12 protein-coding genes and 2 pseudogenes are annotated in these 10,574 nt (G+C 64.7%); 7 read left to right on the top strand and 7 right to left on the bottom strand.

The genetic code is table 11. The features are described from left to right. The 3 genes and pseudogenes from ACLQI9_RS20425 to ACLQI9_RS20435 form a co-directional block, all read right to left on the bottom strand. Positions 1-379: pseudogene (locus ACLQI9_RS20425) on the bottom strand (WS/DGAT domain-containing protein); the annotation flags it as partial. A gap of 279 nt (positions 380-658) precedes the next feature. Next, the gene (locus ACLQI9_RS20430; protein ID WP_442392073.1) at positions 659-1,453 is read right to left on the bottom strand and encodes a class I SAM-dependent DNA methyltransferase; all 795 of its coding nucleotides are present in this window, start codon (positions 1,451-1,453) and stop codon (positions 659-661) included. Between the two features lie 155 nt (positions 1,454-1,608). Further along, positions 1,609-2,172, bottom strand: a complete 564-nt coding sequence (locus ACLQI9_RS20435) for a peroxiredoxin-like family protein (RefSeq protein WP_442392074.1) — start codon at positions 2,170-2,172, stop codon at positions 1,609-1,611. A 257-nt stretch (positions 2,173-2,429) separates the two neighbouring features. Here ACLQI9_RS20435 and ACLQI9_RS20440 point away from each other — a divergent pair. Both ACLQI9_RS20440 and ACLQI9_RS20445 read left to right on the top strand, forming a co-directional pair. Further along, positions 2,430-2,513, top strand: a pseudogene (locus ACLQI9_RS20440) (acyl-[acyl-carrier-protein] thioesterase); the annotation flags it as partial. A 242-nt stretch (positions 2,514-2,755) separates the two neighbouring features. Then, positions 2,756-3,469: an MIP/aquaporin family protein gene (locus ACLQI9_RS20445; RefSeq protein WP_442392075.1), complete on the top strand. Its 714-nt coding sequence runs from the start codon at positions 2,756-2,758 to the stop codon at positions 3,467-3,469. 134 nt (positions 3,470-3,603) lie between these two features. Here the strand turns inward: ACLQI9_RS20445 and ACLQI9_RS20450 are convergent, their stop codons facing one another. Further along, complete coding sequence (locus ACLQI9_RS20450; protein WP_442383811.1) at positions 3,604-4,329, bottom strand: mycothiol-dependent nitroreductase Rv2466c family protein; 726 nt, start codon at positions 4,327-4,329, stop codon at positions 3,604-3,606. Between the two features lie 176 nt (positions 4,330-4,505). On the opposite strand from ACLQI9_RS20450, the gene ACLQI9_RS20455 reads away from it, so the two are divergent. Further along, positions 4,506-5,429, top strand: coding sequence for a haloalkane dehalogenase (locus tag ACLQI9_RS20455; RefSeq protein ID WP_442392076.1), 924 nt, complete (start codon positions 4,506-4,508; stop codon positions 5,427-5,429). A gap of 222 nt (positions 5,430-5,651) precedes the next feature. Here ACLQI9_RS20455 and ACLQI9_RS20460 read toward each other — a convergent pair whose 3' ends face one another. Further along, positions 5,652-6,626: an SDR family NAD(P)-dependent oxidoreductase gene (locus ACLQI9_RS20460; protein ID WP_442383815.1), complete on the bottom strand. Its 975-nt coding sequence runs from the start codon at positions 6,624-6,626 to the stop codon at positions 5,652-5,654. A gap of 331 nt (positions 6,627-6,957) precedes the next feature. On the opposite strand from ACLQI9_RS20460, the gene ACLQI9_RS20465 reads away from it, so the two are divergent. Genes ACLQI9_RS20465 through ACLQI9_RS20475 form a run of 3 tightly spaced genes read left to right on the top strand, consistent with a single transcriptional unit; the run spans position 6,958 to position 7,803 of the window. Beyond that, positions 6,958-7,329, top strand: coding sequence for a hypothetical protein (locus tag ACLQI9_RS20465; protein ID WP_442392077.1), 372 nt, complete (start codon positions 6,958-6,960; stop codon positions 7,327-7,329). A 36-nt stretch (positions 7,330-7,365) separates the two neighbouring features. Continuing rightward, positions 7,366-7,494 carry a hypothetical protein gene (locus tag ACLQI9_RS20470; RefSeq protein WP_442383129.1) on the top strand — a complete coding sequence of 43 codons (129 nt, stop codon included), beginning with the start codon at positions 7,366-7,368 and terminating at the stop codon, positions 7,492-7,494. 51 nt (positions 7,495-7,545) lie between these two features. Beyond that, the gene (locus tag ACLQI9_RS20475; protein ID WP_442392080.1) at positions 7,546-7,803 is read left to right on the top strand and encodes a hypothetical protein; all 258 of its coding nucleotides are present in this window, start codon (positions 7,546-7,548) and stop codon (positions 7,801-7,803) included. A 60-nt stretch (positions 7,804-7,863) separates the two neighbouring features. On the opposite strand, the gene ACLQI9_RS20480 is transcribed toward ACLQI9_RS20475, so the two are convergent. Beyond that, entirely contained in the window at positions 7,864-8,532 is a 669-nt protein-coding gene (locus ACLQI9_RS20480; RefSeq protein WP_442392078.1) for a TetR/AcrR family transcriptional regulator, read from the bottom strand. A gap of 728 nt (positions 8,533-9,260) precedes the next feature. On the opposite strand from ACLQI9_RS20480, the gene ACLQI9_RS20485 reads away from it, so the two are divergent. Then, entirely contained in the window at positions 9,261-9,992 is a 732-nt protein-coding gene (locus tag ACLQI9_RS20485) for a DUF2652 domain-containing protein (protein ID WP_442392079.1), read from the top strand. Positions 9,993-10,234: 242 nt separating this feature from the next. Here ACLQI9_RS20485 and ACLQI9_RS20490 read toward each other — a convergent pair whose 3' ends face one another. Further along, complete coding sequence (locus ACLQI9_RS20490; RefSeq protein WP_442392081.1) at positions 10,235-10,567, bottom strand: TetR/AcrR family transcriptional regulator; 333 nt, start codon at positions 10,565-10,567, stop codon at positions 10,235-10,237. Positions 10,568-10,574 lie beyond the last annotated feature (7 nt).

Below are 10,574 nucleotides of genomic sequence, written 5' to 3' on the forward strand. Positions count from 1 at the left end.
GGGCGCCACCGAGGAAGACCGGCATCGGAATTCCCGGCACGTCGCTGCACAGGAAGTCAACATGGCGCAGGATCGAGCCGATGTACCACCGCGGCATCATGTTGAGGGCACCGGCGATCCATTGCGTGTAGGGCAGCGACTTCTCGTGGCGCACCCTGCCGGTTCTCTCGTGGATCTGGCGGATTCGCTGGGCCGGATCAGGGACGCCGACCGGCACGTCGAACCGCATCACGGTGAGCCGGTTGCCGCCTATCTCGTCGCCCTCTTCGCGCAGGCTCATCGGCATCGTGAGGTGAAGGTCGCCGACCGCGGCGCCGTGCTTTTCGTGGTAACGGCGCAGCCCGCCGGCCACGCCCGCGACGAACGCATCGTTCAACGCACGGCAGCCCCACCTCGCCAAGGATGGGCTCGAGGAACGCGCGACTTCCCCGGTCCGATCCCGTCATCGGATCGTCGTCGATGGTGGCGTCGAAGATACGGGCGCCCATCGCCGCATACAGCGCTCCGGAGGGCGCTGGCAGGGGGACCGGCTGCGGAAATTGGGCTTGGTGGGCCAAAGTGAGACCGCTCAGCAGACCTGCGGCCAGCGCCACCACCAGTGCCGCGACTGGCAACAGTACTCCCCTACGACGACGCGGCGGTGCTGTATCACTCGTCGTTACCTCGCATACCGGGTTTTCTCGCCATCCTTGCTCACCGTCAGCACGGCGATCACGCGGGCATGGATCTCGACGACGTTGGTGACGTGAAGCCCGGCGGCACCGGCGATGTCGCCGAGCGCGGGGCCGCCAACCCGCGACCAGGGAAACCATTGTCCGACGTTATGTTCGGTTTCCCAACGCAGCAATTCGTGACACAGCGCTGTAATCGGTGGATCGATCTCGGTGATCACGACGCCACCAGGTGCGAGCAGGTCGGCGCTGCGCCGCAGGGTCCGCACGGGGTCGCCACCGATGCCGATGTTGCCGTCGGTGAGCAGGATTTGATCCCAGCAGCCCTCAGCTGGCAACGGCGCGAACAGGTCGCCGCGGATGGCGGTTCCGCCCCGCATTCGTGTCAGTTCGACTGCGGCGCGCGAGGTGTCGACTCCGAGTGCGGCCGATCCGCGTTGTTGCAGGGAGGCGGTGAATCGGCCGGGGCCGCAGCCCAAGTCGAGGGTTGGGCGTGAGGAGCAGTGGGCAAGCACGTGCTCATCGGCGAGCCGGTCGTGGCGTGTGGTGTTGGGCCCGCCGATCCAGCGGGTCATCGGCAGTTCGCGCACCTGGCCGCGGTGATTTCGGGCCCAGCAGGGGACGCCCCGGACCGCCGCGCGATAGATGAGGTCCACCGCCACCGTGTCGGTGCCGGCGGCGCTCATTGCGACGAGCGGCCCGTTTCTGGTGTGGCGATCAGCCTCGGAGGTGCTTCCGTTGGGCACCGGCTGTTGATGCACCGTCACAACACGTCCCTCCACCGACGCCTCCGTTTCCGAATAGCCAACCCGCGGCGCCTGATCACACCACAGGAAGCGAGTTGTACCGCACAGTACACAGCTGGGCTCGAGGGCGGCGGAAAGTCATCGAACCGTTCGGCGCGCGTGCCGCCGCTATCGATACCGATCGACTCCTGCTAGGCCCGTTCGAAATGTGCCGCCAGGTCGAGCAGTTCATCGACCGACCATTGGTCATAAGCGTGGGTTCCGTATTTACAGGCGAGAACCGCCCCGGCGGGGTCTAACAGTATGTCCGCCGGAAGCCCGAGGCGGCCCCCTGTGGGGTGGGTCGGGCCTCGGGTCCAGGGACGCACCCGCTCCGTCCCGGCAGGCCGAAAAAGTCCTCTGACCACTGGTGCCGTCGCGCACGGATCGAGCACACCCCGCAACGACGTTTCCACTCCGAATTCCTCGTAGAGTTCCTTGTCCGGATCCGCAACCACGTCGAAGGGTAGCTCCCTTGCGTAGGTGCCTGCTTCGTCCGGCGTGGAGTGAAACAACACCACTTGGCGAACACCCGCGGCGACGATTTCGCCGTGCTGGTCCACCATCGATTGCAAATGGAGGTTGCAGATCGGGCAGCCCGCGAACCGGCTGAACTGCAGGTGGGTCAACCGCGCGGCATCGGGGACCGGAATCGGCCTGTCGTCGACGCTGTACAACTCGCGGATACGTACAACGTCGCCCGGGCGAACCTTCATCGCTGCTCCTTGAAACGGACTGGTCGCTCTGCCTTGCGATCCACAGTCCCCGCCACAGACTGTACTGTCAAGTACAGTCTGTGGTTTCCTGAGAACAGGCGAAATATTGACGGCCGGTGACCGCTCGGCGACAGCGGTAACGCCTTCCCGGTGTGACCTCAGGACATCACGCCCGCGCAGCAACGTTGGCGGCGCAGGCATCAAAGAACAACATCATCGCGTCCGCCAACTGAAAGGCGGAACTGAGATGACACCCTTGTCCAGGGTCCTCTACCCGGTGGTGTGAGAAGCGGGTGCGCATCGACGGCCGCAAGGGCGGCCTGATTGAATCCGAGGCGTTCTGAATCAACATCAATCCCGACACATTTGACGCCGGTCGATATCTGTTCAACATGTCAACTGGCTTGACGGGCGCTCAGCTCCCGATGACGGTTTGCCATAGGCGTCAATCGTCGACCAGGTCACTGCTCTCACTTCTAGTCTCGTTACCGCTACCAGGTAAACCAGAACTACGGGTAGCTGCCAGATAGTCGCCCGTTAACTGTGACGACTATTGTCGCGCGGAGTACGACTGTGAAAAGCCATGGACCTCAGCACATCTCACGCATCGACTCAACAACTCCCCGTCGAACCCGTCATCGCAACCGGCCCTCGACCGGCGGTGAAGTACGCGGTCGAGGCGATCGGAACATTCTTTCTGGTATTCACGGTCGGCGCCGCCGTAGGCAGTCACAGCGCACTGGCCCCACTGGCCATCGGCGCGGCGCTGATGGTGATGATCTACGCCGGTTGCCATCTCTCGGGCGGGCACTACAACCCCGCGGTCACTCTGGCCGCGCTGATACGCCACCGGATCGGTCTGCGCGATGCGCTCGCATACTGGCTGAGCCAGACCGGTGCCGGGCTAATCGCGGCGCTGCTGGTGCGCACGGTCATCGATCCGACGCAAACCGCCGCCACGGCGACAATGACCCTAGGGGGCTCAACCCTGTTGGCGGCGTTCGTCGTTGAGCTGCTGTTCACCTTCGCGCTCGCCTATGTGGTGCTGAATGTGGCGACCAGTAAAGACCACCCGACCAACTCCTTCTACGGCTTGGCGATCGGGTTCACGGTGCTGGCCGGCGCCGTCGCGGTGGGCGGCATCTCAGGTGGCGCGTTCAACCCTGCGGTCACCTTCGCCGGTGCCGTGATGCACATCTTCGCCTGGCCGACGCTGTGGGTGTACCTTGTGGCGCAGGTCATCGCGGGCGCCGCCGCCGGATTGACCTTCCTGGCCCTCAACCCCGACGACAAATAAGCCGACTCCGCCCACAAACTTGGTGCGGCGATGGAGCTGTGGCAGATGGACATCGTGGGTGGGTTCGCGCTGGCCGACGGTACTAGTGCTAAAGCATTGAGCGAAATCCGGGTTCCCCACGGGCTGGGGTGTGGCTACTCGGTGGTGCGTCGGCTGCCGGCGTGCCAGTCTTCCTCGATCCCCACCGAGTCGGCGGCGACACCGAAGCTGGCGAGCTGGGGCCGTTCCCGCAGACTGCGCTTGAGCTCGGCGAAACCCGAGAAACTGGCCAACCCGAGCACGTTGTCCCAGAGCTGGCCTGCCTGTTCGTGACTCGGGAGGCGGCTGATCACCGGCCCGAAGAACGCCGCCCCGCCCGGAGGGCGGAACTGCAGGATCGGGGTGCCGACATCTCTGCCGGTCAGCGACAATGCCTCGTCGGTCTCAGCGCGAAGCTCGGCGTCTAAGGAGGTGTCCTCGAGTGCCTCCGACAGCTCAGCCGGCAGCCCGACCTCGCCAAGGATGGGCTCGAGGAATGCGCGACTTCCCCGGTCCGATCCCGTCATCGGATCGTCGTCGATGGTGGCGTCGAAGATACGGGCGCCCATCGCCGCATACAGCGCCCCGATGGCGGGGCGGCCGTATAGCGTACGCGCACGTGCCGCGACCCGCAGCAGGCGAAGGCCAGCAGTGTGCCCGGCCTCGTAGCCGGGCGGGAAGTGGGCGTCGTAGTCGATGTCGGCGTTGATCATCCGCAACGAGATGAACCGCCAGTCCACTCGGTAGTCGCGCTGCTCTGCCACCATCCGCACCCATTTGCTGGTCATCCAGGCGAACGGGCACACCGGATCGAAGTAGAAGTTCAGGTCGGCGTCGCTCATGACGGCGACACCGGACCGAAATTCGCTGCAATCCCGGTGATCAGCAAGCTCGTGGTGATAGCCGCGATGGCTGCGGGACCCGGAACGCAAAGGCGCTTTGTCATGAGGGCAACCCTACGCCTACTGTACTGTGCAGTACATTGTGAGATGTGTTGATGGCGTGAGGAGAAACAGTGATGCAGGTTATCCGGACTCCCGACGAGCGATTCGTGGGATTGCCCGACTACCCGTTTGAACCGCACTACGTCGAGGTCGACGCCGGTGATGGTGGCCGGCTGCGGATGCACTATCTCGACGAGGGCCCCCGCGGCGGAGAACTCGTCTTGTTGCTGCACGGCGAACCGTCGTGGTCCTACTTGTACCGGTGGATGATCCCGGTGCTCGCCGATGCGGGTCTGCGAGCAGTGGCGCTCGATCTGATCGGTTTCGGCCGCAGCGACAAGCTCGCCAGCCGCAATGACTACACCTACCAGGCGCACGTGGACTGGACCTGGGCTGCGCTGGAGGCGATCGGCCTGGACGCCATCACCCTGGTCTGCCAGGACTGGGGTGGTCTCATCGGACTGCGCCTTGTCGGCGAGCACCCCGACCGTTTCACCAGGGTGATCGCCGCCAACACGTTCCTGCCGACCGGCGGCCAGCATCCCGGCGAGGCCTTCCTGGCCTGGCAGCGCTACAGCCAGGAGACACCGGAATTTCAGGCCGGGAAGATCGTGAACGGGGGCTGTCTCACCGCCCTCACCGATGACGTGGTCGCCGCCTATGACGCCCCGTTCCCCGACGACACCTTCAAAGAAGGCGCCCGACAGTTCCCCATGCTGGTGCCCACAACCGCCGATGACCCCGCCGCACCCCGAAACCGGGCCGCGTGGGAATCTCTGCGCCGCTTCGACCGCCCATTTCTGTGCGCATTCTCAGACTCCGACCCCATCACCGGCGGCGCGGACGCGCTCCTGCGCGCGCAAATCCCCGGGGCGGCCGCGCATCCTCCAGTCACCATCACCGGCGCCGGCCACTTCCTTCAAGAGGACAAAGGCGAAGAGCTCGCCCAGGTGGTCGCCCGGTTCGTCGCTGCCACTCCGCGATCGGAACTGCCATAGCACCGCCACGGGTCGTCGGTGACACCGAGGTACTGCTGTTCGACCTGTACGGCACGCTTGTCGACCCGCTCTCGGTGGACGCCGATCTCACCAGACTTCTGGGCGATACCGCTGGACATGACCTGGTGCGGCTCTGGCGAGCCAAACAAGTCGACTACTCGTTTCGCCTCACGATCATGGGCATCCGATGTTCCCGGCGCCCAGCACCAAGCGTCGACTCGTTCAGTCGTCAAGAGTGGCTGTGGGCGAATACGGGGCGGAGGCGGGGATGAACCGGTGGATGGCCTCGTCGGCGTGATCTTGGACAGTCTCGTTGTGGAAGTCCGCGACGATGAGCGCTTGGTCGACTACCGGACCGATGATCTCCTTGGGCGCGCTGGCATAGAAGACGCCGCTGTCAAATGAGTCGTCAACGATCGCGTCGACGAGGCGTTTCGCGCCGACCTCGAGCTTGTGGCCGACACCGAATGCCGGCGCAACGTAAGGCAGCACCACGTGCTGGAGCAGTGCTCTGGTCAACAACCCCGAGTCCCTGAGCGCCTCGGTGCCCGCGGTGTTTCCCGGGCTCATGGTGACCAGCCGCAGGTCGGGGTGCTTGCGCGCCAGCGCAGACATCCACAACGCGCCGAGGTACTTCACCTGCCCGTACGCCAGCATCGGCTCGAGTTTACGGTCGCGGAAGTACGATCCGTCGATCACGGTCGCGAACTCCTCGACAGAGCAGTCGGAGAACGTCGGCCGCCTGATCCGGAGTTTGGGCACGCCGCGTGCGGCCTCACTTCCGGTCAGGACGGCGGCCGTGGTCAGCATTCTTGTGTCGATCAACTGCTCCAGCAGCACGACATGACCCAGCACGTTCGACGCGAAGATGTTAGTTGCCCCCTCCCTGGTGAGAGCCATCGGAGTCGGGCCGCCGGTGCCGCCGGCGTTCATGAGCATCGTATGCAGCGGTTGACGGAGCGTGCGGATCGCCGACCTGACCGAGGTGAGGTCAGATGTGTCCATGAGCAAGATCTCGAAGGTCGACTTGTTCGTGATCCGCTGCAGGTCGGACTTCGCCGCCTGCGCCCTCGCCTCGTCTCGGCACGCCAAGTAGATCGTGTCGAACGCGCCGAGGACAGCTAGCTGCCGCGCGACGTCTTTGCCGAGACCGGTATTTGCTCCGGTGATCAGGACGGTCTTATCGGCTTGAGTCATAATGATTCCCTTTCTTCATACGTACAACGGCTACTGTACCGTATGGTACACTATGTGTCGGGCGATCCGAGATGACGTTCCCACGGACCGAAGACAACTAAAGCCCCTGTCCCACACCGCGTTCGATCGGAGATCGCACCCTGAGTACGAGCACCGCCGATGTCTTCCGAACACCCGACAAGCGCGCGCCAGCCTTCCTCTTTCGCCCAACCAGTCGAAACAACACCTCGTCGAAGGGGGTCCACTAGTGAACGTCAGCAGACCTGGGGGGAATCTTCTCCTCAGAACCGCGGCCGCGAGTACCGCGATGACCGCCTCGCAGCATCTCGAAATGCTGGTGACGAAGCGGCCGCCGAGCGATCTGCCGGTGCGGGTGGTCGAGCAGCTGACGCGCCGGCGGGTTGCGGCCGGTTACCCGCGCGTCGTCGTCGGCCACCTCGCCCAGGCAAACCTGGCGGCGCTGGCAGTCACACTCGCCGGGCTTTCTCGCCGCATTCCCGCGGCGCCCGCGGTGGCGTTCTTCGCGCTGTGTCTGGTCGCCGGGGATGCCGCGCTCGCCGGCGCTATAGGTCTGAGCGAAATGCCGTGGCGGTGGTCACGGCGGGATCTTGGCATCGACCTGATGCACAAGACATCATTGCGAGCGCGTTGGCGAGGTGGCATTCGGCTTGACGGGCCGGGTCGGACAACAAGGATGTACTAATTAGTACAGTTCGATATTGTGGAGGAGTCGGCGGTAATGCCCGTCCTACAAAACGGTGACAAGTTTCCGGAGCTGAAGATCGCCAGCGTGGCCGGCGGGACGTTGTCCATCCCTGAGGATCTGGCCGGTTCGTACGGTGTCGTGCTGATCTACCGAGGGTCGTAGTGCCCGTACTGCAATGCCCAGCTCGCGGCGTTCGGCAGGGCGCAGCCCAAACTGGCCGAACTCAACGCCAAGGTGGTGGCGTTCTCCGTCGACGACGAGGCCACCTCGGCCGACACCGTCCACAAGCACAAGCTGGGATTTCCCGTCGGGCATAACGCCGACGCCGCCGCGGTCGGCGCTGCGGTCGGTAGCTACGCCAATGCCGAGCCGAAATATCTGCAGTCGACCGGGTTCGTGCTGGAACCCGATGGCGCCGTCCTCACCGCGGTCTATGCGGCGCGATCGGTCGACTGGTCCCAGACGACGTAGCTGGCTTGCTGCGCTACATCCAGTCTGAGCACTGAGGGGGCCACTCGTCCGTTTGGCGGGTTATCGCCGACGGGTGCGTCTGCGCCGATCGACGGGGGCACGGTCGCTGCCCCGGTGATGAAGCTGTGCCACCGCATTGCCGAGCGCATCCTGCAGCGGGGCGATGTCACCGCGCACTCGTGCCAGCAACATCCCGCCTTGCAACGCCGCGATCAGCGCCGCGGCCAGGCGTGCGGGGTCGGCGTCCTCAGCTAGCTCGCCACGATCCTTCATCGCCTGCAGTCCGCGCGCCAGCGGTGCCTCCCAGCGGCGGAAGGCGGCGTCTAGACGGGGCCGAAATGTTTCGTCGTTCTTCAGCTCGGAGGCCATCGTCCCCAGTGGGCAGGCAAACGGGCCGCCCGGCGCGGCATGCGTCTGCAGGATTTCCGTGGCCCACGCGTCAATGCCCGCCCAGGAGTCGACGTGATCGAGGGCCGGTTGCGCCGCGAGCACGATTTCCAGTTGCCGCTCGATCACCGCGGCCACCAAGTCGGCTTTGTCGGCGAAATAGTGATACAGCTGTGATTTGCCCGAACCCGCTGCCGCCAGCACGTCGTCAAGGCTGGTCGCGCTGACCCCGCGCTGATACATCAGGGTCGCCGCGGCATCGATGATCGCCCCGCGCGCGCGCCGTCCCCGCTGCGTCAGCGGCAAAGGACGTTCAGCCCCGTCAGCCAGCGAACCGTGCATGTCAATCACCCTATAAAACGATCCGCGCCGGCCGCGGCATTAAATGACGCCCTGACCCAAGGCGCTTGGTACACCATCGGCCGACCGCTCACCTCCGGTGACCTCCCGACGCTGCCTTACGCTCCCAGGCAATGTACTGTACTATACAGTACATTGTGTCCACACGCCGTGTGGGAAGCGCCCGCAGCAGTTTCGCCCTCTTCTCGACGATGCCCGTCGGGTCGGGAATTGCGCCGCGGGCCCGTGTGTCAACGACGGAGTATCGATATGCCAGCGTCCAACTCGCCGCCCGATCGGTCGGCCACTGCAGAGGGCCAGGCCCCTGATGACCCGACACCGGATCAGGCACCTGGGCCCGCACCCGGCCCCCTGACATCAAGCGGGGCTGGCGGTCACGGCTTCCGGCCCGGTTGTGGCGGACTCTTGAACACCATCCGCCGCCGGGCCTGTCGCGGATTCGGTGGCGCAGTCCGTTGCGGGGCTCGCCCCGACCGAGCTGATCTGCCGTCCAATCGGTGGCTCCCCGACGTGACTCGGTTGTGTGGTGCGGCATCCTTGTCCGGTCGCCGAAGCGAGAGTCCCGTCCGCCCCACTGAACAGCCCCACGGAGAACATGTGCGACATCGGGCTGATCCCTGGCGTTTCGGTTTCGGCTGATGCCTGGGTTGCTCCCACGCGCCACACCCTGGAGCAACCAACCGGGGTCAGGTCACTACACTGCCCAACCCATGGCCATCCAGCGCGCCGTTCTCGTCATTGCCGACATCAGCGGATACACGCACTACATGAATTGGAACCGGATGCACCTGGCGCACGCGCAGCGGACGGTGGCGGAGCTGCTGGAGTCGGTCATCGACGCTGGCAAAGGCCTGAAGCTGGCGAAGCTGGAGGGCGACGCCGCGTTCTTCTGGGCACCAGACGGCAACGCCAAAGTGCTGGTGTGCGACCGGCTGTCGCAGATACGCCAGTCGTTCCTCGCGCGGCGGGACAGGATCAAAAAGGACCATGCCTGCGACTGCCCGAGCTGCGCGCAGCTGGACAATCTGTCGCTCAAGTTCGTCGCCCACGAGGGCGATGTGGCGGAGCAAAGGGTGAAGCGCCGCGTCGAGCTCGCCGGCGTCGACGTCATCCTCGTGCACCGTATGCTGAAGAACGCGGTACCAGTGTCGGAATATGTGCTGATGACCGACGTCGTGGCTCAGTGCCTCGATGAGTCGGTGCGCCAGCTTTGTAAGCCGCTGTTTCACGACTTCGAAGGCATCGGACAAACGTCGACACACTACATTGACTTCGCCACATACGAGGTGCCACCGGCGGCGCCAGAGCGCAGCTTCTTCGGCCGGCTGTGGGCGGCGCTGAAGTTCGAGTTGAGCACTTTGCCGTACCTGCTGGGCATCAAGAAAGCGTGTGCCGGCTTCCGCCACCTGGGCCGCGGCACCAAGGAAGAGCCGCCAACATGAGCCAAGCGGGTTCGCTTGGCTTCGTTCACGCTGCGACTCAGGGCGTTCGGGCGAGCGCGACGAAGCTTTCCGGTGGAATCGGCTCTCCAATCTCTTGGAAGAAGAATAGGAGGGCCGTGCCGCTTACGGCTAACGCGGTTTATCTGAGTCGTGCGAGCCAGATGGTGTGCAGGCCGCAAGTGGCATCTTCCACGACGTGCGTTGCCACGTCGAACCCAGTGTCGTGCAGAAGTAAACGATATTCAGCACTGTCGAGGCTTGCGTGGTAGAGAGGCTCGCCCTGGTAGGTGCCAATCTGCTCGCCGGCCTATGGACCGCTGGTGAACATCAGCGCAGCACTCAGTTCGGCGCGGTGTCTGAAGATCGCGAGCACGATTTTCCAGTTGCCGCTCGATCACCGCGGCGACCATGTCGGCTTTGTCGGCGAAATACTGATATAGCTGCGATTTGCCCGAACCCGCCGCGGCCAGCACGTCGTCGAGGCTGGTCGCGCAGACCCCACGCTGATACATCAAGGTGGCCGCGGCATCGACGATCGATGCGCGGGTGCGACACCCCCGCTCGGTGAGCGGCAGCGGACGT

Source organism: Mycobacterium sp. (assembly GCF_052143115.1).
GTDB lineage: Bacteria > Actinomycetota > Actinomycetes > Mycobacteriales > Mycobacteriaceae > Mycobacterium.

Bases quoted from the DNA above. Each gene is read 5' to 3' on its own strand.
- ACLQI9_RS20435 (WP_442392074.1), bottom strand. From the start codon at position 2,172: ATGAAGGTTCGCCCGGGCGACGTTGTACGTATCCGCGAGTTGTACAGC.
- ACLQI9_RS20445 (WP_442392075.1), top strand. From the start codon at position 2,756: ATGGACCTCAGCACATCTCACGCATCGACTCAACAACTCCCCGTCGAA.
- ACLQI9_RS20450 (WP_442383811.1), bottom strand. From the start codon at position 4,329: ATGAGCGACGCCGACCTGAACTTCTACTTCGATCCGGTGTGCCCGTTC.
- ACLQI9_RS20455 (WP_442392076.1), top strand. From the start codon at position 4,506: ATGCAGGTTATCCGGACTCCCGACGAGCGATTCGTGGGATTGCCCGAC.
- ACLQI9_RS20460 (WP_442383815.1), bottom strand. From the start codon at position 6,626: ATGACTCAAGCCGATAAGACCGTCCTGATCACCGGAGCAAATACCGGT.
- ACLQI9_RS20465 (WP_442392077.1), top strand. From the start codon at position 6,958: ATGCTGGTGACGAAGCGGCCGCCGAGCGATCTGCCGGTGCGGGTGGTC.
- ACLQI9_RS20470 (WP_442383129.1), top strand. From the start codon at position 7,366: ATGCCCGTCCTACAAAACGGTGACAAGTTTCCGGAGCTGAAGATCGCC.
- ACLQI9_RS20480 (WP_442392078.1), bottom strand. From the start codon at position 8,532: ATGCACGGTTCGCTGGCTGACGGGGCTGAACGTCCTTTGCCGCTGACG.
- ACLQI9_RS20485 (WP_442392079.1), top strand. From the start codon at position 9,261: ATGGCCATCCAGCGCGCCGTTCTCGTCATTGCCGACATCAGCGGATAC.